The following is a 17,711-nucleotide window of genomic DNA, read 5'->3' on the forward strand; positions in this document are numbered from 1 at the left end:
GGTGCCCCGACGAATTGGCGTGTCGTGCCATTCGCCGCGCCACGAACGGTCTCAAGCGCGCAGATGCGGCGGGAAGTCAAGCAACAGGTACTCCCTCGCACGCTTGTTGGTCTCGGCCCCGCCCGCATGCACCGAATGCAAGATCCCGTTGTAGACCAGGTCCCATAGCTCGTGGTTCTGCTGCAAAGCAAAGGTCTTCACGCGCACGGACCCGCCTTGTTTATCGGTCATGTCGATGACGTGCGCGGCGCCGTCAACAAATACTTTCACCGTGGTCAACTCATATGTCTTGATGAAGATATCCTTGCCTATGCCGAGCCAATCGGCCCCGGCGGACATTCTTCCAGTTCGCCCGGTCAGCAGGAACACGAATGGCCACGGTAGCAATATCAACCAGATCCACCAGTACCCAACCCAGCCAAATCCACCCTCCCTGATCACACAAAAGACAACGCCGATCAGGGTCAAGGTAAGACCCGCCATCAAACGTCCCGTGCGGTCAGGGTAGAACCATTCGAGCATTCGACCCTCGCCAGGCGGCGGCTGCATTACCTTCGAGATTGCGGCTCCCTGGCGGCGACCAGGTTTGGCGCCTTCCGCATCCAATGGAGCACGAGGCGGGCGCGGCTCACCCGTCAGAAGGTCGGGTTTCGGGGGAAGGCTAGAGATATCCATACGAACGCCTAGAACAGGTCGCCAAAGAAGTCACCGACGGCCTTTCCCGCCTTGCCGATCATGTTGCCTGCGTCGGAGAGGCGATCTCCGGCCCAATCCACCGCGTCACCTGCCATGTCGGCGATATCGTCACCCCACTCTTCAATAACGAAGCCGACTCCCGCCGAGACCACTGCGCCACCTGCGACGGCCCAGCCTACTGGCCCTCCAGCGGCGGCGATCCCCGCGGTAGCCAACGAACCAGCAACGAAGCCACCAACACCGGAAGACACCGCGGTCGGCGCGTCCTTGCCACCTGCGATGTCGAGTCCGATCCCAAGACCGGTGATGACGCCGCCCACAATCGGAAGCTTACTTCCTACCTTTGTCGCTCCACGCAAAATATGATTCGCAATTGGTTTCTGCGCCTGTTTGAAGTCAAGGTTTGTGGTCAATATGGATTTGACATTGGAGGGAAGTCTGTCGACCATACGGGCCGTTCGCGTCGCCACCGCCTTGTTCAGCTCCGCCTGCTTGGCGAGCCGCCGCTCGATCTCCAGGGCATCGGCGCGCACCTGCGCGAACGGATTCGTCCGACCGCTCTTGGCGTAGGCCGCAGCCCGCTCGATCGCCGGGTCCATGGCCCTCGCCGCGGCTCGGAAGTTGCTCGTGCGCTGCGCGACCGCGCCCGCAAGTCCGGTCGAGATGTCCGCGATGTTGATCGGCGCCTTCTCCGCGTACCCCTTCGCGAACTTGACGAAGGTGTTCTGCGAATCGATGAAGCTCTGGCGCGCCGGGGTCGCGACGCGTTCCGCTTCGACGTACGCCTTGACCTGCTGCGCATGAGCGGACTGCGCTTGCGTCGCCTGGTCGTGGATCTGCTGCTGACGTGGCGTCGGTTCCTTGTCGGTGGGCAGGGGAGCCGGAGCGGCCGGTGCCGGCCCGGGCTCCTCAATGATGTGGCCGTTGACGGTCAGGCCGCCCGCGCGGGCGATCTCGAGTGCCTGAGACATCCGCGACTTCGCCGTGTCGACGTCGTCGGCGTGCGAGTTCAGCGCGGCAGTGGTGCCGTTGAGGTCACCGACCAGTCCATCGATCTGCTGACCGAACCGAGTCATCGTCGACCGGAAGCCGTCCGACGCAGGCCCAGTCCATGTCGACTCCGAGTCACCACGGGCTCCATAGACCTGCGAACCCGTTCCGTGCGCCTCACCGGCTCGGGTCGACAACCACTGCGCCACCGTGCGGATGCTCGCCGCATTCGACTTGATCTCGGTATCGCTCGGCATCGCTGTCCCCCCAGAGACTTTCTCAGCGTCCGCCGGCCTTCTCGACATCGGCGCGGCTGTCCTGCTCGGCCGTTTCGTACGCCTCACGGCCCGAGTCGACGGCATCACCGGCGGCACCGCATCCTTCGACCACACCGGCGAGCGAGGTCGACAAGGCACCCACGAGCCCGTTGACAACTCCGCTGATCTCACCCGCGTCGGGAGGTGGCGGCGGCGAAGCCGCTCCTTCTTCCAAGGAGTTGGCGCCGTTGCGAAGCTTCGAGGCGATGCCGTCCAGGCCTCCAGGGTCGGCTGCGTATCCGTTCACGACTGTCCCCCTGAAACGGGCGCCTCCTGCCGTTGTTCGTCGGGCAGCACCGCGTTCCACAGCACTTCGGTCGCCCCGCTGCCACTGACGATCTGTTCCAGGTATTCGCTGCGCACCGAGAGCCACGGCTGCCGCTCGCCGCATCCTTCGACGAGCGCTTCCACTGACGTGTACGCGAGAACGACCAGCCGCCCGTCCTCGAGGCGCCGGAGCTCGACGGTCGCTTCCGCATCCCCCTGTCGCACCCGTTCGGACGGGAGGTAGACCAGGTCCGTCTCCGTAGCGCCCTCGTCCAAACCGATCACCGGCGGAGTCGGGACATTCCGTGCTGTCGAGTCGTCGCCGGGCACGTCGTCTCCCCTCGTCGTGTCCCAGTTCAGAGATACACACCCTGTGACCAGGCAACCTGATGCCCATGGTCTTCGGCGGGGGGCTAACACGACGTGACGCAACGTGCCCGGGTCTTGACGAAAAGCGACCGAAGGGGCGACTGCGGTCAGCGGGCGCGATAAATCGACACGTGTTTCGTGCTCGTGGCGTCGAACGGTCGGCGGTCCCAGTCTCCGTGGCGGTGCCCGAGCCGGAGGCCCGCCAGCTGCGCCATCAGGTCGAGTTCCGCAGGCCACGCGTAGCGCAGCGCCGCCGGGCGCAGCTGGTTTCCCTGTTCGGTCACGGTCACGTGCTGCGAGTCGACGCGCTGGTGCACCGGGTCGTGCCGCGCGATCTCATAGCTCGCCGATTCCCCTGTCACCGCCAGTGGCCGGACGTGGCGATCGAACCGTCCAGGGTCTGGGACGAAGCACTCCAGCACGAACGAGCCGCCGGGCTGCAGCACCCGGGCCACAGCGCGGAAGCAATCGACCTGCCTGGCCTGCGTGAGCAAGGCGAAGAAGCTGTTGGCCACCACGTAGACCAGCCGGAACGACCCCTCCACGGGCACATCGGCCATGTCGCCGACGGTGACGTGGATGGCCTGGCCGCCCGGCTTGTCGCGCATCCGCGCCACCATCGCCTCGGAGGCATCGACGCCGGCCACCTCGACGCCACGCGCGGCGAGTGGCACCGCCACCCGGCCGGTGCCGATCCCCAGCTCCAACGCCCGCCCGTCCTGCGCGAGGCTCGCCAGCAGCTCGACCGCGGGCGCCACGTCGGAACCACCGAACCGATCGTCGTACACCGACGCCCACGCCTCGCCATAGGAAGCCGGATCCTCGAACCGGGGCACCGCTCAACCCCTCGGGCGCCAGCGGCCGAAGCCGCCCTCGGTGTTGATGACCTGACCCGTCACCCAACGGGCTTCGTCGGTCACCAACCAGCTGATCAGCCGCGCCGGGTCGTCCGGCTCGCCGTAACGGCCGAACGGGAACATCGGGGCCACCATGCGCCACATGTCCTCGGTCAGGTAACCCGTGTCGACCGGGCCGGGGTTGACCGTGTTGAGCCGGATTCCCTGATCCGCCAACTGATCGGCGAGCGTGACCGTGATGCCTTCGAGCGCGGCCTTCGCGGCCCCGTACGCGACCTCGCCCGGCAACGGGCCGAGGCTCTGCCCCGAGGTCAGGAAGATCGCAGCGCCGCCTTCGCGACCGTCGTGCTGGTTGGCGAAGGCCTGCGCGAGCAGGATGCAGGACCGGGCGTCGACGGCCCAGTGCCGGTCGAGCTCGACGGCGGACAGTTCGCCGAGCGGCCCGTCGGCACCGGTCAGCGCGTGATTGCACACCAGGATGTCCACGTGCCCGAACTCGGCGACGGCCGCGTCCACGATCCGTTGCGGTGACTCGGGTTCGGCGAGATCGGCGTGCCCGTGCGCGACCTTCGCGGCACTGCCGGTGAGGCACGAGCGCACGCCGTCCAGCACCGCGTCGAGATCGTCGGCGCCCCAGTCCTGCTCGCGATCGTGCGGCTGAAAGTGCTGCAGGAACACGCTCGCGCCGTAAACTGCCAGGCGGCGGGCGATCGCGTACCCGATGCCACCGCGCCTGCTCACCCCGGTCACCACCGCGACCCGGCCCTCCAGCGGACGGGGATCTCGTTCCAGTTCACTCATCGCCGCGATCATGACATGCGGCCGGCCGAATGGAGACCCGCTGAACGTGCACCCTGTCTGGGACTCGCTCGAGGTCGAGCTGAACCGGTTGCTCGACGAGAAGCCCTGCCCGCTGACCAGGTTTCCCGATACCCGCGTTGACGACCACCGGCTGCCGCCGTTCGGCGTTCAGCTCGCGCCTTGGGCGTTGAGCGTGGCCGAGGAGCTGCATGCCCGGTTCGGCGACGACGTCGAACTGACCGTTGGTGCGCTGTCCTTCCCACCGCGCGGCGCCCGGGTTCCGGTGCCGGTGCCCGATGCGCCGCTCGGGGATTCTGCCGAACTGACCGTTGAGCTGAACGGACCGCTGTCCATCAGGTCCGGCCACACGGGCAGGCACGGGCTGCGCCTCACCAACCACACCGACCAGAGTGTGACGGTCCGAACGGGCAGGCACCTGACGGCGGTGGTCGTTGATCCCGCAACCCATCACGTGGTCGGCGGGTTTGCCGGTGCGCACCGTGGACCGTACGTCCGCTTCAAGGTCCCCAGTGGGGCAACGCGGGTGATCCCGCTGCTCGTCGGCACGGCGAGCTTAGACCGGGCGCTCGGCTACGCCATCCCGCCGGGCGAGTGGGCCCTGCGCACCGTCGTCGCGCTGGACGACGGCCGCAGCCTGCTCACACCCGCCTTGCCGTTCACCGTCACCGAGTAGCTACGGCTCCACCCAGCCCAACCGGAGATGTCGAACATGAGTGACGCGGTCCCGTGCCCCAGATGCCACGGTCAGGGCGTTGTCCTTACGGCCAAGATCGTTCGAACGCAGGAACTGATCCGCATCTGCGACGAGTGCGACGCCGTGTGGCCGCCCGACGCTGACCTCGATGTCCGTCGTTTCGTCGATTTCGGCACCTACATGGAGCGCCAAGGATTTCCCGGACTCTGGGACGAGATCGTCGAGCTGTGACGCTACGGCTCCCGCCAGCCCGCCCTGGCGAGGATCTCGAAGATCACCGGGCGTTTGGCCTCGGCGTAGTAGTTGATGTCCCGCCATTCGCGCTGGGCCAGCTCGCGCTTGGTGGCCTCGTACAGTTCGCGGTCACCCGCGTCGGCGCGGAGCCGGTCACGGAAGGCCAGGTACCGGTGCACCTCGACGTGGTCGGGCGGGTAGCAGTGAAGGTTCACGGGCTCGTCGGGCTCGCCCGCGCGGAAGCAGCGGTGGCCTGGTTCCCGCACCCGCAGGTCGTAGCCCGCCGCTTCGAGAGCAGGCAGGTAGGCCGGTTCGTCGTCGGGATCGGCGATGCCCACCACGATGTCGATGATCGGTTTCGCCGCAAGCCCTGGCACGGACGTCGAGCCGATGTGCTCGATGAGCCTCGCCCGGTCGCCGAGGATCCTGCGCAGTTCCGCGGCGCGGGCCTCGTAGTGGGCAGGCCAGGCGGGGTCGTAGTCGGCGAGGGTGACCGTGGTCGGGCTGAGCCCGCGCACGAGCATGCCGGACAGCTTCTCGTCGTCGAGTTCTTCGGACATCGGTGTACCTCCAAGCAGGTTGAGATCATGTCCTGGCCGGTTTTCGGGCTCATCACAGTTCAGGGTGTAGCGCTGGTCCGCCGGCTGCTTTCGATTGCTTAGAACTGCGGCGACTCCTTCCAGGCGAACAACTCGGATGAATCGGCCCGGATCGCCAGTGCTTCTGGAAGCGGCAACGCGATCGCTCCGCTCGCGGATCGGCGCCGGCCGTCTCTCCTAACCTAGGTTCCTAGCATGCTAGCATCGCGACGTGAGCACCGATGAGGTCAAGCAGTTCAACGTGTACCTGCCGGTGGAGCTGATCAAGCGCGTCAAGCACCACGCAGTCGAATCGGAGCGATCGCTGAGCTCGATCGTGACTGAGGCACTGGCGACCTATCTGGACCAAGCAGACGGCTCACAACCCGGATCCAGCGAGAGGATGAAGAACTGACATGGTGAGCGAGGGCATTGAGGCTCTGTTCCTGGAGACGCACAACTGGGGCAAGGCGGCCCGGTTCTTCCAGGCATTGGGGTACGAGATCGAGTTCGAGACCGATCATCAGTCCGGCCAACTGCGCAGCAAGGTCGGGCCGCCGGTGTTCATCGCCGAGATTCCCGAGGACCGCACTCCGGGCATGCAACTAGTGCTGAGGATCGCCGACGCCGAAGCAGCCGAGCAGCAACTGAAGGACCTTGGCCTCGAAGGCCCGTTCGAGCCGACGCACTTCGGAACCATGATGACCACCCTGCGCGATCCCGACGGGCGCGTGTGGGGCCTCCAGGCGCCGCTAAGCGGCCACACATCGGAACAGGCCTGAGGGCGTGTCCGAGGAACCCGACTCCACCGCAGTGCGTACGGCGCTGTGGCGAGGGCTGCACACGCTGGTGGACGATCCACCGCACGTTCTCGACGACGCGATCGGGGTCGAGATCGCGGGGGTGGATGAAACGTGGCGGGCACGTCCAGACATGGACCCTGCACGGACGCGCGCCAACCGCGCTTCGATCGTCGCCCGAGCCAGGGCCGTCGAGGACACGGTGATCGCCTCTGGTGCGGGCCAGTACGTCATCCTTGGCGCCGGCCTCGACACCTTCGCTCAGCGACACAAGGGCCCTGTGCGTGTCTTCGAGATCGACGCGGCCGCGACCCAGGCATGGAAGAGGGCGCGGCTCGTGCAGCTCGGGCTTTTCGACTCGACGCGGCTGCACCTGGTGCCTGTCGATTTTGAAGCCGGTGAATCGTGGCTCGACAAAGCGGTCGAGGCCGGACTGGATCCCGCAGTGCCAACGGTTGTCTCGATGCTCGGTGTGACCATGTACCTCACACCGGAGGCGATCTCGACGACGCTACGCCAGCCTGCTTCGCTGGCAGCGGGTTCGATCATGGTGTTCAGCTACTCACGACCGATCGAGATGGCACCGCCCGAGGTCCGCCCCATCCTCGAAGGCGCCGCGAAGGGCGCCGCCGCCTCCGGGCATCCCTGGCTGAGCCTGTTGACACCTGACCAGGCCGCCGGTCTTGCCCGCCAGGCGGGGTTCGCCGAGGTCGAAGTCGTGACCTCGACCGCGCTGCACGAGCGCTACTTCGCCCACCGCCGCGATGGCCTCAGCCCGGTCGGAGGAGAAGACCTCGTGATCGCCACAGCCGGTGGGGATCACCTCAGTCCAGAGTAGAAGTCCAGATTTCCCGAGGATCTCGAACTGCCCATCCAGAAGACCTCGACTTGCCTGGCGCTACTTTTGCACGCCTCGAACCCGACCGAGCCGTCCTCACGTGCGGGGTCGTCGAGCCCGATCAGTGGTTCCGACGCTGCGGCTGCGAGGGAAGCCCACGCGACACCGTGACCCGCCGGTTGGCACACGAGCCGCTGGGCTGGCGTCCGACGATGTTGGTGGTGCTCGTGCGCCGCTACCGGTGCACCGGCTGTGGGCATGTGTTGCGGCAGGACACGGCCTTGGCGGCCGAGGCGACAAGTACGTCACCGTGATCATCGACCTGACCGGCATCCGCAACGGCTCCGGCCCCGCCCGGCTGCTCCACATGGTCGAAGGCCGCTCCAAGCACGCCTTCAAGACCTGGCTCGCCGAACGTCCCACCGCGTGGCGCGACACGGTCGAAGTCGTCGCGATGGACGGCTTCACCGGCTTCAGGACCGCCACCACCGAGCAGCTCCCCGACGCAGTCGCGGTCATGGACCCCTTCCACGTCGTCCGCCTGGCCGGCGACGCACTCGACCGCTGCCGACGGCAGGTCCAACTTGCCATCCACGGCCACCGCGGCCTAAACCGCCGCTACGGCCTCCACCTCGACCAGCTGGTCGTCGTAGCCCAGCGCCGCGACGCCCAGCAGAGTGCTCGGCGCGTCGTGCTCGCCGAAACGGTCACGCACCACCTCCCACGCCGCGACCAGGTCGGGCTGGCGCGCCGAAGCCACGTACACGGTGGTCTTGACGACGTCGCCGAGCTTCGCGCCGGCCTCCGCGAGCGCGATCTCGAGGTTGTCCATCACCTGGCGGGCCTGACCGGCGAAGTCACCGGGTGCGACGGTGTTGCCCTCGGCGTCAAGCGGGCACGCGCCCGCGGCGAAGATCAGGCGATCGGCCTTGAGGGACACCGCGGAGGCGTAGGCGTACTCGGCGACGGACGACAACCGGGCACTACGGATGAGTCGGACGGCAGCTGTCACGGTTGGAACGCTATCGGCGGCCGCAACCGAATTCGGGCCGCGCATCGTTGCCTGCGTCTTCCGGCATTTCTCATAATCGGGACATGGCGAGCGCGGCACTGATCGGCGCGACCCGGCTGCCGGACGGCGTCTGGGTCCGCGGGCGAGGCCTCGGCAAGGCCTGGCCCGGCGGCCCGCCGCCCGAGTTCGGCCTCTACCTCGGCGCCCATATCCTGCGCCGCCGCCACGGCGCCTCGCTGCCCTGGGAACACGAGTGGGTGCAGTGGGTGGACGGGTGGTTGCCCTCGGACTGGCGCGCTGCGGCCGCGAGCATCGTCTCCCTGCACGAGCGCGCCAAGGCGGGCGCCGCCGTAGAGGTCGCCTGCCACGGCGGCATCGGCCGCACCGGCACCGCCATCGCCTGCATGGCGACCCTCGGCGGGCTGACCCCGCGCGAGGCGTTCATGTGGACGCGCAAGCACTACCACCGCTGGGCCGTAGAGGCGCCATGGCAACGCGCTTGGATCGGCTGGTTCGCCCGCAACGCCGAACTCAGCCGCCGTCCAGGGCCTTCCGCAACCGGGCCGGGGCTTTGAGCCGCCAGGACTCCTCGATCAGCTCGGTCAGCTGACCGGCGTCGACGAGCTCGAGGTTCACCAGGATCGCCCCGTACCCGTCGTAGTGCGGGGTCGTGTAGAACGCCGGGTCGCCGGACTCCAGCAGGGCGGCCTTCTCGTCGAGCCCGCACATCAGCACCAATCCGCCCTCCGCCTCGGCGCGAAGGCGGGCGAAACCCTTGCCCGCGACCTTCAGCGAGGGCGTGCGGTACCACGTCGACTCCTCGACTTCCGGCAGTTTCATGGCGATGGCGACCACGTCTTCCCACGTCGGCATGCGCCGATTCTCCGCCGGTTCCCTCACCGGGTCTTGGTGAAATGGGAACTCGCCATCCGGCCGGACGGCCATCGGCCGAATGGCCGACGCGGCAGTAGATCAGCGGCCCTTCGACCGAGGTCAACGCAGGTCAGCGAGCCATAGCTTGAGATCATGACTTGGGCACAGCAAACGGCACTCGGATACGGGCTGCTCGGCTTTCTCGTGGTGTGGGGCACTCTGCTCGTTCCACAGGTGCTGACGCAGTACGCGCGCTTCGGCCGCGTGTTGCCCAAGCGCATCGCCGTGACGGCGGGGGTGACGCTCTACGCGTGCCTCGCCGTCGCGGTGGTGCTGCTCCCGCTGCCCGGCCCCGGCACCCCGCCGCTCGCGCAGACGGTGCAGCTCGTGCCCTTCCAATGGGTCACCGACATCGGCACGGAGCTGGCGAAACACCACGAGCCCGCCTCGGCCGCCCTGTTCACGCAGACCTTCCAGCAGCTGGCGATGAACGTGCTGCTGTTCGTGCCGCTCGGGATCTTCGCCAGGATGCTGTGGCGCCAGGGCGCCGCCCGCACGGTGCTGCTCGGTTTCGGCGCCTCGCTGCTGATCGAGTTCACGCAGGTGACGGCCAACTTCGGTACCGCGCCGCAGGTCTACCGGATCTTCGACGTCGACGACCTCATGAGCAACACGGCCGGCGCGCTGCTCGGCTGGATCGCCGCCGCGCTGTTCGTAGCGCTGCGCGGGCCGTCGCGCGCCGTCAGCTCTGCGGGCGCTGCCCCAGCCGAGCCTGCAACCGTGCCGGTGCGAGCGGGTCGACCTCACCGAGCCGAGCCAACCTCGCCTGCCTACGCTGCGCGTGCCGTCGCGCGGCCCGGCGGTCTTCGAGCGCGACAGTGAAGGCGGCGGCCGTGAGGAACAGCACCGCGAGGCCGATGACCCATGCCAGTTGCACGCCATCCCCCTTGATGCGTCGTGTGCGGCGGATCACACAGAGTACGCAATCAAGTGTGGTTCGCGCCACCCTCGCTGGTCAGCGGCGCGGCAGGACGCAGAACTCGTTGCCCTCGGGGTCGGCGAGCACCACCCACGGATGGCGTTCCTCGTCGGCCAGCACGGCGGCTCCGAGCCGGATGAGCCGCTCGACCTCGACGTACTGATCGCCCTCCGCGGGCGCCAGATCGAGGTGCAGCCGGTTCTTGCCCGCTTTTTCCTCGGGCACCGGCTGGAAGACCAACGGCGGGTCGCCGTCGAGCTCCACGTACTCCACACCGTCGGCGTCGCGCCAGCGGCGCGGCTCCGGATAGGCGAGCGCCTCGCGCCAGAAGGCGGCGAGGCGCTCCGCGTCGGCACAGTCAACAGCGATGGCGAGCACCCGCGCAGGCATGGCGACTGAGTACCACAGCGCCCAAGCGGTCACACTCCTTTTCATGCCGCAACGGCCGACGAGGGAGCAGCTCGCCGCGGCGCATGGCCGCACCATCGACGATGTCATCGCGCCGGGTCTGCGTGTGCTGTTCTGCGGGATCAACCCGGGCCTGTACTCGGGGGCGACCGGCTACCACTTCGCCAGGCCGGGCAACCGCTTCTGGCCCGCCCTGCATCGCAGCGGCTTCACGCCCCGCCTGCTCGCGCCGAGCGAGCAGGCCGAGCTGCTCGGATTTCGCCTCGGCATCACCAACCTCGTAGCGCGAACCACGGCGCGGGCCGACGAGCTCACCGCTGAGGAACTGCGCGCGGGTGGCATAGATCTCACCAGGAAGGTAGCCCGCTACCGCCCCGGCTGGCTCGCGGTCGTCGGAATCACCGCGTACCGGGCCGCGTTCGGCAGGCCCAAGGCCGTGGTCGGCCCACAGGAAGAGCAGGTCAGCGGCGTGCCGGTGTGGCTACTGCCCAACCCGAGCGGGCTCAACGCGCACTGGACGCCCGCCAAGCTCGCCGAGGAGTTCGCGCGACTGCGCGCCGCCGCGCGGTGACCCAGGGTCGCGTGCACCAGGCGGCACATAGGCGCAGCTCAGCCAAGTGAGAGCCCCCCGACTGGGGGAAACTCCGTCATGGATTAATTGAATGGTCGTCCAAAGCGTCACGAGGTTGTTATCAACGCGTCCCAGCACCGGAGGACACGGGGCGACCTCAAGGGGGGCCGTGTTCACGGCAAGCGAGCGCGTTCCAGAAGCGGGGCGCGTTGGAGACGGAGTACGAATGACGCACAGCATGGACAGGGGCAGGCCAGGCCCGGCGCTCGGCGCGGCGGGGACCCGCGCGCTGACCGTCGCGGCACTGGATCCGGTGCCGATCTTCCGCGAGGGGCTCAACGCGCTGATCAGTCGCACACCGGGTCTGCGCTGGGTCGGCTACGCCACCAACCACCACGCCTCGTTGCAGCTGTGCGAGCAGCTCCGCCCCAACATCGTGATCGTCGACTCGGGGTTCGACCCGCACTGCCACCTGATCCGGCTACTGAGCGACGGCGACCCGACGCTGGTCATCGTCGTGCTGGTGCGCGAGGCGCAGCGGACGGCCCAGTTCCTCTCCACAGCGGTCTCGGCCGGGGCGCACGGGGTGCTGCTGCGATCGGCCGAGCCGAGGCGGCTGGCCGAGGCGATCCGCAGGGCGCACGTCGACCGCCGCTACATCGACCCGTCACTGGCGGCGCTGACCGCGCGGCCCAAGCGGCAGCCGCCGACCACGAACGGGCAGGCCATGAGTGCGGCGCACCGGCCGCAGATGCCGCTGTCGCGCCGGGAGTACCAGGTGCTGCAGCTCGTGGCGGAAGGGCTGGAGAACTCCGCCATCGCGAAGGTCCTGTTCCTGTCGGTGGAGACCGTGCGCACTCACGTCAAGAGCATCCTGCGGAAGCTGTCGGCCAAGGACCGCACCCATGCCGTGACCACGGCTTTTCGCAGCGGAATCCTGATCGCCAAGGCCGACGACTCACTCGGCGCGTCCCGCGAGGTCCTCTCGCCACCCGTCCAGAACGGGCCTACCTAGTGCCCCCCGCCGGAAGGCACTAGGCGATCTCTTCGTCACAAATGGGCGAGCTGCCTTGCCGAGGGTTACTTGCAGGTAATATTCTTGATGTTACCGGCGAGTAGGGCAGTGATGTCCGATCGAGGAGTGCCCAGCCGGAAACCCGAACGACCCGTACGGAGCGACGACATGGGCCACTACAAGAGCAACGTCCGAGACCTGGAGTTCAACCTCTTCGAGGTGCTCGGCGTACAGGAACGCCTCGGTAAGGGCGTGCTGGCGGAGTCCGACGAGGAGACCGCCCGCGGCGTGCTGTCCGAGCTGAACAACCTCGCCGTCGGACCGCTCGCCGAGTCCTTCGCCGACGCCGACCGCAACCCGCCGGTCTACGACCCCAAGACCTTCTCCGCGACCCTGCCGGAGTCCTTCAAGAAGAGCTACCAGGCGCTGTGGGACGGCGAGTGGTGGCGCATCGGCCTCACCAACGACCTCGGCGGCTTCGGCCTGCCCCCGACGGTGCAGTGGGCGGCTTCCGAGCTGATCCTCGGCGCCAACCCGGCGCTGTTCATGTACATGGCCGGCCCGAACTTCGCCATGATCGTCGACAAGAACGGCACCGAGGAGCAGAAGCGCTGGGCGCGCATCATGATCGAGCGCGCGTGGGGCGCCACGATGGTGCTGACCGAGCCCGACGCGGGCTCCGACGTCGGCGCGGGCCGCACCAAGGCCGTTAAGCAGGAGGACGGCTCCTGGCACCTCGAGGGCGTCAAGCGCTTCATCACCTCCGCCGACCAGGACATGACCGAGAACATCATGCACCTGGTGCTCGCCCGCCCCGAGGGCCCCGGCATCGAGACCAAGCCGGGCACCAAGGGCCTCTCGCTGTTCCTCGTGCCGAAGTTCCACTTCGACTCCGAGACCGGCGAGCTGGGTGAGCGCAACGGCGCCTTCGTGACGAACGTCGAGCACAAGATGGGCCTCAAGGTCTCCACGACCTGCGAGCTGACCTTCGGCCAGCACGGCACGCCCGCCAAGGGCTGGCTGCTCGGCGAGGTGCACGACGGCATCGCGCAGATGTTCCAGGTCATCGAGTACGCCCGCATGATGGTGGGCACCAAGGCCATCGCGACGCTGTCCACCGGCTACCTCAACGCGCTCGAGTACGCCAAGGAGCGCGTGCAGGGCGCCGACCTGACGCAGATGCTCGACAAGACCGCTCCGCGCGTCACCATCACGCACCACCCCGACGTGCGCCGGTCGCTCATGCTGCAGAAGGCCTACGCCGAGGGCCTGCGGGCGGTGTACCTCTACACCGCGTCGTTCCAGGACCAGATCTGGACCGGCGAGGGCGATGAGGAGTCGCTGAACCTGGCCGAGCGCGTCAACGACCTGCTGCTGCCGATCGTCAAGGGCGTCGGCTCCGAGCGGGCGACCGAGCAGCTCGTGCAGTCGCTCCAGACGCTCGGTGGCTCCGGCTTCCTGCAGGACTACCCGATCGAGCAGTACATCCGCGACGCGAAGATCGACTCGCTGTACGAAGGCACCACGGCCATCCAGTCGATGGACTTCTTCTTCCGCAAGATCGTCCGCGACAAGGGCAAAGCCCTCACCTACATCGCGGGGGAGATCACGAAGTTCATCGAGTCGGAAGCGGGCAACGGCAGGCTCAAGAACGAGCGCGCGCTGCTCAAGCAGGCGCTGGACGACGTGCAGGGCATGCTGGGCTCGATGATCGGCTACCTGACGGCCTCGCAGGAGGACGTCCGCAACACCTACAAGGTGGGCCAGCACACCGTGCGGCTGCTGCTCTCGGCCGGTGATCTGCTCGTCGGCTGGCAGCTGCTCAAGCAGGCCGAGATCGCGCTGGCCAAGCTCGACGGCGGTGCGTCGGCCAAGGACACCGCGTTCTACCAGGGCAAGGTGGCGGTGGCGTCGTTCTTCGCCAAGAGCGTGCTGCCGGAGCTGACCGCTCGCCGCGCGGTGGTCGAGGCCGCCGACAACGACCTGATGGACGTCCCCGAAGCCGCGTTCTGACGGCAACGCTCCCCAAGGCCACCTTTGGTGCGTTCAACGCACCAAAGGTGGCCTTGGGTGCGTTTACGGGCGGTTACCAGGGGATCAGTTGGGTACTCCTGTGTGGTCATTCGTTGACACGGAACAGGAGTGGAGACCATGGCTGTCTCGGGAATCATCTCCGCGATACTGGTCGGCCTGCTACTCGGCGTGCTGGGCCGGCTGATCGCTCCCGGTAAGCAGGGCATCCCCATCTGGCTGACGATCCTCGTCGGCATCGCCGCGGCGTTCCTCGGTACCGCGATCGCGCGCGGGATCGGCTACGCCGACACCGATGGATGGGACTGGCTTGAGTTCATCACCCAGCTCGGCATCGCCGCGATCGGCGTCTCGCTGGTTGCCGGCCTGTACGGCAAGAACAGGAAACGCCTGCGTACCTAGCTAGAGTGGTCCATCGTGGAGACGCACGCGCTGGACCTCGCGGGCAAGGGACTCAGCCGGCTTCCCGACTCGGTCAGGGAACTCACCGGGCTCAGGGAGCTGAACGTCTACCGCAACCGCCTCACGACGGTTCCGGACTGGCTGTGGGACCTCCGCGAGCTGCGCGTGCTGATCCTCGCTGACAACGATCTGACCGACCTGTCCCCACGGATCAGCCGGTTGTCGCGGGTACACACACTCGACATCGGCCACAACGCCATCACGTCGTTGCCCGACGAGATCGGCGAGCTGCCGAACCTCACCGAGTACCTGTACCTCAGCGACAACCGGCTGGTCTCGCTTCCGGAGTCCCTGTTCAAGCTCCACAGGCTTCGCTACCTCGGCGCCACAGACAACGCGCTCACCGAGCTGCCCGAGGCCGTCAGCGGCCTGACCGCGCTGCGGGAGCTGCGCCTCTACCACAACCGGCTCGCCGCGCTGCCGGAGTCGATCGGCGAGCTCACCGCTCTGCGGGAGCTGCACCTGCGCGGCAACCGCATCAGCAGGCTGCCCGACACCATCGGCAAGCTCACCGACCTACGAACGCTCGACCTGCGCGACAACGGGCTGCGCGAGCTGCCCGAATCGCTGCTCGGCCTGCCCAAGCTCGCCAAACTCGACCTGCGCTGGAACCGGGACCTGCGGGAACCCGGCTGGCTGCCGGAGCTGGAGGCGAACGACTGCGTGGTGCTCCGCTAGCGGCGGTCCCGGTCGGGCGGTGGCAGGCAGATCACCACCGGCCTCGGGGCGTAACGGACCTCCGTTGTCTCGCGGCCGGCCTCCCGGTTGGTCGCGACGTCGTAGCGCACCCGCGTGTCCGACACCGTGAAGCCGAACTCGCCGTCCGAGGGCACGCAGCCCTCTCGCCGCTCGCGCAGCACCTCGGGCCGCTCGAAGTCGGTCCGATCAGCGGTGGAGCTCTCGACGCGGTACTGCCGGGTGCCCCAGATCTTCACGGTGACGCCCGATCCGCCCGCGGTCGCGGTGATGCCCACGGCCTTGCGCAGGTTGTTGGTGAACGCGAAGTCGACCCGGGAGCCGTCCGAGCGCAGGGTGATCGCGTCGCGCGCGAGCGGGTAGCGGTCGTCGAAGTGCTCGTGCGCGGTGTGCCCGGCGTCGGCGAGGCCCGCGAGGTAGACGGCGTTGTAGAGCGTGCTCGTGAACTGGGAGACACCGCCGCCGAGCACGTCGGCGCCCGTGCCGTCCTCGTTCGCGGGCGCGAGCACATAGCCCTTCGACGCCGTGAGGGCGCCCGTGTGCGCGTTGAGGCTGAACGTCTCGCCCGGGCGCACGAGTGTCCCGTGCACGGCCTCGACCATCGCCGCGACGTTGCGCGCGGCGGGCCCGGAGACGCCGCTGGTGCTGAACTCGCCGATGACCTCCTTGACGCCGAGCCCCCGCACCGCCTCGGTGGTCACCTCCGGTTCGCGCACGTCGTAGACCACGGGCAGGTCCCGTCCCTCGCGCTTGCCCGCGACGTCGAGGAACGGCGCGAAGGTGCGCTCCCAGTTGATCCGCGTGCCCTGTTCGGACGGCTCGATCTCCGGCGAGGTGCCCACGAAGCGCAGCTCGGCGTCCCGTGCCTCCCTCTCGGTGCCGGCGAGCTGGGGCCGCACCACCTCCTGCAGCGGCGCGCGGTCGAGGGTCATGCTCAGCCCACCGCCCTCGGCGGGGGTGAAGCGCAGGGCCGCGCTGACGTTCCTCGGTGTGAGCACGGCCGTCCTGCCCTCGCCGCGCAGCGTCACCGGGCCGGATACCAGCGGGCGCGTCCGCTCCAGCGCGGCCTGCACGCCGGCCATCGTCGCCCGCGGAGACGTGACCGCAACCGGCAGCTCAACGACGCGATCGTTGAGCCAGCCCTTCTTCACGATCGCCATGGCGCCGTCGACGTCCGCGAGCCGCTGGCCCGCCTGCGGCCGGACGACGAACGGGCGGACCCCGCCCTCGTCGTCGCCGCCGACGCGGTGGAAGCCGATGTCGCCCTCCACCACCGGATAGTCGATCCGCTTGTCGGCGAGTGCGTGCAGCGCCTCCCGTAGCGTCTGGTCGTCGGCCTTGCTGACCACGCCGACCTCGCGAGAGGTGAAGAACGACGCGATGCGCGTGAAGGGGTTCAGCGGCTGGCTGCCCGCCCGGTCGACGGTCGCCCGCCAGTCCAGGCTGAGCCCGGCGCTCTCCGGCTCCAGCGTGGTCTCCACGTCGCCGGCCCGCACCGTCAGCGGCTCGGTGAGGCGTGGTTCGAGCTCCCGCCGGAGCGTGTCCTCCGCGGCGGACGGCGTCAGCCCGCCGACGTCCACGCCGCTGACGGTGACCCCGCGAGGCACGTCGCCCGCGCTGAGGAAGAGGTCCGCCGCGTACAGCAGCACGAACACCACGGCGGCGCCCCCGACCAGCATGAAGGCCCTGCCGAGGCCGCGCCGGACCCGCTTGCCGGTGGTGGGTGGCGGCGGCCTGCGCGGCTCGTCGGGCTGGAGGAGCTCCTCGATGAGCTCGTCGTCGTTGCCCACCTGGGGGTACGCAGAGAAGGCCTGGGGTGCCGCCTTGGGCATGGGATCGGTGTCCCAGTCAGGCCAGAAGTGTTCCTCCCGCACTCGACCCCCTCCACCGACGTACGCCTACAAGTACAAGCCTGTACCGTGCTCCGCCCGCTCGCTGGCCATGGCGTGGATGTCGCGCTCCCGCATCACCAGGTACGCGTCACCCTGGATCTCCACCTCCAGCTGGTCCTCCTGGTTGAACAGCACCCGGTCGCCGACCTTCACATTCCGTACATTGTTCCCCACGCCGAGCACGTTTCCCCAGGAGAGACGGCGAGCGACCTGAGCCGTTGCCGGAATCACGATGCCGCTGCTGCTGCGGCGCTCGCCCTCGTCCACCGGGACCCGGACGAGCACCCGATCGTGCAACATCTGAATCTCG

General features: G+C 68.2%; 24 protein-coding genes and 1 pseudogene. 13 read left to right on the forward strand and 12 right to left on the reverse strand.

Annotated features, from left to right (window positions below; translation table 11 throughout):
- Nucleotides 1–51: 51 nt before the first annotated feature.
- From FCN18_RS00945 to FCN18_RS00970, 6 genes are all read right to left on the reverse strand, one after another.
- A complete protein-coding gene (locus tag FCN18_RS00945) occupies nucleotides 52–522 on the reverse strand; it encodes a hypothetical protein (RefSeq protein ID WP_112265607.1) in 471 nt (156 codons plus the stop codon).
- A gap of 161 nt (nucleotides 523–683) precedes the next feature.
- Entirely contained in the window at nucleotides 684–1,943 is a 1,260-nt protein-coding gene (locus FCN18_RS00950) for a WXG100 family type VII secretion target (RefSeq protein WP_137092801.1), read from the reverse strand.
- A 22-nt stretch (nucleotides 1,944–1,965) separates the two neighbouring features.
- Nucleotides 1,966–2,250, reverse strand: coding sequence for a hypothetical protein (locus FCN18_RS00955; protein ID WP_112265611.1), 285 nt, complete (start codon nucleotides 2,248–2,250; stop codon nucleotides 1,966–1,968).
- Nucleotides 2,247–2,600, reverse strand: a complete 354-nt coding sequence (locus FCN18_RS00960) for an SAV_915 family protein (protein ID WP_137092803.1) — start codon at nucleotides 2,598–2,600, stop codon at nucleotides 2,247–2,249. Before FCN18_RS00960 ends, FCN18_RS00955 begins: the two co-directional genes overlap by 4 nt.
- A 146-nt stretch (nucleotides 2,601–2,746) precedes the next feature.
- The gene (locus FCN18_RS00965) at nucleotides 2,747–3,475 is read right to left on the reverse strand and encodes a class I SAM-dependent DNA methyltransferase (protein ID WP_137092805.1); all 729 of its coding nucleotides are present in this window, start codon (nucleotides 3,473–3,475) and stop codon (nucleotides 2,747–2,749) included.
- A 3-nt stretch (nucleotides 3,476–3,478) separates the two neighbouring features.
- On the reverse strand, nucleotides 3,479–4,297 hold the full coding sequence (locus FCN18_RS00970; RefSeq protein WP_112266701.1) for an SDR family oxidoreductase: 819 nt from the start codon (nucleotides 4,295–4,297) through the stop codon (nucleotides 3,479–3,481).
- A gap of 46 nt (nucleotides 4,298–4,343) precedes the next feature.
- Here FCN18_RS00970 and FCN18_RS00975 point away from each other — a divergent pair, with 46 nt between their 5' ends.
- Nucleotides 4,344–4,991, forward strand: coding sequence for a hypothetical protein (locus FCN18_RS00975; protein ID WP_113644497.1), 648 nt, complete (start codon nucleotides 4,344–4,346; stop codon nucleotides 4,989–4,991).
- A 36-nt stretch (nucleotides 4,992–5,027) separates the two neighbouring features.
- On the forward strand, nucleotides 5,028–5,243 hold the full coding sequence (locus tag FCN18_RS00980) for a hypothetical protein (RefSeq protein ID WP_137092808.1): 216 nt from the start codon (nucleotides 5,028–5,030) through the stop codon (nucleotides 5,241–5,243).
- A gap of 2 nt (nucleotides 5,244–5,245) precedes the next feature.
- Here FCN18_RS00980 and FCN18_RS00985 read toward each other — a convergent pair whose 3' ends face one another.
- On the reverse strand, nucleotides 5,246–5,806 hold the full coding sequence (locus FCN18_RS00985) for a GrpB family protein (protein WP_137092810.1): 561 nt from the start codon (nucleotides 5,804–5,806) through the stop codon (nucleotides 5,246–5,248).
- 250 nt (nucleotides 5,807–6,056) lie between these two features.
- On the opposite strand from FCN18_RS00985, the gene FCN18_RS00990 reads away from it, so the two are divergent.
- The 4 genes and pseudogenes from FCN18_RS00990 to FCN18_RS01005 all read left to right on the forward strand — a co-directional run.
- Nucleotides 6,057–6,239 carry a ribbon-helix-helix domain-containing protein gene (locus FCN18_RS00990; RefSeq protein ID WP_112265623.1) on the forward strand — a complete coding sequence of 61 codons (183 nt, stop codon included), beginning with the start codon at nucleotides 6,057–6,059 and terminating at the stop codon, nucleotides 6,237–6,239.
- A 1-nt stretch (nucleotide 6,240) separates the two neighbouring features.
- Nucleotides 6,241–6,606, forward strand: a complete 366-nt coding sequence (locus FCN18_RS00995; protein ID WP_112265625.1) for a VOC family protein — start codon at nucleotides 6,241–6,243, stop codon at nucleotides 6,604–6,606.
- Between the two features lie 4 nt (nucleotides 6,607–6,610).
- Nucleotides 6,611–7,462: a class I SAM-dependent methyltransferase gene (locus tag FCN18_RS01000; RefSeq protein ID WP_112265627.1), complete on the forward strand. Its 852-nt coding sequence runs from the start codon at nucleotides 6,611–6,613 to the stop codon at nucleotides 7,460–7,462.
- A 50-nt stretch (nucleotides 7,463–7,512) separates the two neighbouring features.
- Nucleotides 7,513–8,069, forward strand: a pseudogene (locus FCN18_RS01005) (transposase); the annotation flags it as partial.
- Here FCN18_RS01005 and FCN18_RS01010 read toward each other — a convergent pair.
- Complete coding sequence (locus tag FCN18_RS01010) at nucleotides 8,070–8,474, reverse strand: RidA family protein (RefSeq protein WP_206077783.1); 405 nt, start codon at nucleotides 8,472–8,474, stop codon at nucleotides 8,070–8,072.
- 83 nt (nucleotides 8,475–8,557) lie between these two features.
- On the opposite strand from FCN18_RS01010, the gene FCN18_RS01015 reads away from it, so the two are divergent.
- The gene (locus FCN18_RS01015) at nucleotides 8,558–9,049 is read left to right on the forward strand and encodes a protein-tyrosine phosphatase family protein (RefSeq protein ID WP_137092815.1); all 492 of its coding nucleotides are present in this window, start codon (nucleotides 8,558–8,560) and stop codon (nucleotides 9,047–9,049) included.
- Here FCN18_RS01015 and FCN18_RS01020 read toward each other — a convergent pair.
- The gene (locus tag FCN18_RS01020) at nucleotides 9,006–9,347 is read right to left on the reverse strand and encodes an MmcQ/YjbR family DNA-binding protein (protein ID WP_112265633.1); all 342 of its coding nucleotides are present in this window, start codon (nucleotides 9,345–9,347) and stop codon (nucleotides 9,006–9,008) included. The genes FCN18_RS01015 and FCN18_RS01020 overlap by 44 nt on opposite strands.
- A 153-nt stretch (nucleotides 9,348–9,500) precedes the next feature.
- Here FCN18_RS01020 and FCN18_RS01025 point away from each other — a divergent pair, with 153 nt between their 5' ends.
- The gene (locus tag FCN18_RS01025; protein WP_137092817.1) at nucleotides 9,501–10,229 is read left to right on the forward strand and encodes a VanZ family protein; all 729 of its coding nucleotides are present in this window, start codon (nucleotides 9,501–9,503) and stop codon (nucleotides 10,227–10,229) included.
- 133 nt (nucleotides 10,230–10,362) lie between these two features.
- Here FCN18_RS01025 and FCN18_RS01030 read toward each other — a convergent pair whose 3' ends face one another.
- Entirely contained in the window at nucleotides 10,363–10,716 is a 354-nt protein-coding gene (locus FCN18_RS01030; protein ID WP_137092819.1) for a VOC family protein, read from the reverse strand.
- A 43-nt stretch (nucleotides 10,717–10,759) separates the two neighbouring features.
- On the opposite strand from FCN18_RS01030, the gene mug reads away from it, so the two are divergent.
- The 5 genes from mug (at nucleotide 10,760) to FCN18_RS01055 (ending at nucleotide 15,491) form a co-directional block, all read left to right on the forward strand.
- Nucleotides 10,760–11,305, forward strand: a complete 546-nt coding sequence (gene mug, locus FCN18_RS01035) for a G/U mismatch-specific DNA glycosylase (protein ID WP_112265639.1) — start codon at nucleotides 10,760–10,762, stop codon at nucleotides 11,303–11,305.
- 226 nt (nucleotides 11,306–11,531) lie between these two features.
- Nucleotides 11,532–12,320 carry a LuxR C-terminal-related transcriptional regulator gene (locus FCN18_RS01040; RefSeq protein WP_112265641.1) on the forward strand — a complete coding sequence of 263 codons (789 nt, stop codon included), beginning with the start codon at nucleotides 11,532–11,534 and terminating at the stop codon, nucleotides 12,318–12,320.
- 168 nt (nucleotides 12,321–12,488) lie between these two features.
- Nucleotides 12,489–14,333, forward strand: coding sequence for an acyl-CoA dehydrogenase (locus FCN18_RS01045; RefSeq protein ID WP_112265643.1), 1,845 nt, complete (start codon nucleotides 12,489–12,491; stop codon nucleotides 14,331–14,333).
- A 138-nt stretch (nucleotides 14,334–14,471) separates the two neighbouring features.
- Complete coding sequence (locus FCN18_RS01050) at nucleotides 14,472–14,753, forward strand: GlsB/YeaQ/YmgE family stress response membrane protein (protein ID WP_112266703.1); 282 nt, start codon at nucleotides 14,472–14,474, stop codon at nucleotides 14,751–14,753.
- 15 nt (nucleotides 14,754–14,768) lie between these two features.
- Nucleotides 14,769–15,491, forward strand: a complete 723-nt coding sequence (locus FCN18_RS01055) for a leucine-rich repeat domain-containing protein (RefSeq protein WP_112265645.1) — start codon at nucleotides 14,769–14,771, stop codon at nucleotides 15,489–15,491.
- Here FCN18_RS01055 and FCN18_RS01060 read toward each other — a convergent pair.
- On the reverse strand, nucleotides 15,488–17,383 hold the full coding sequence (locus FCN18_RS01060) for a VanW family protein (protein ID WP_228713546.1): 1,896 nt from the start codon (nucleotides 17,381–17,383) through the stop codon (nucleotides 15,488–15,490). The genes FCN18_RS01055 and FCN18_RS01060 overlap by 4 nt on opposite strands.
- A gap of 24 nt (nucleotides 17,384–17,407) precedes the next feature.
- Nucleotides 17,408–17,701: a GroES family chaperonin gene (locus FCN18_RS01065; RefSeq protein WP_199543389.1), complete on the reverse strand. Its 294-nt coding sequence runs from the start codon at nucleotides 17,699–17,701 to the stop codon at nucleotides 17,408–17,410.
- Nucleotides 17,702–17,711: the final 10 nt, after the last annotated feature.

This window comes from Prauserella endophytica (genome assembly GCF_005146945.1).
Classification (GTDB): Bacteria; Actinomycetota; Actinomycetes; order Mycobacteriales; family Pseudonocardiaceae; genus Prauserella_A; species Prauserella_A endophytica.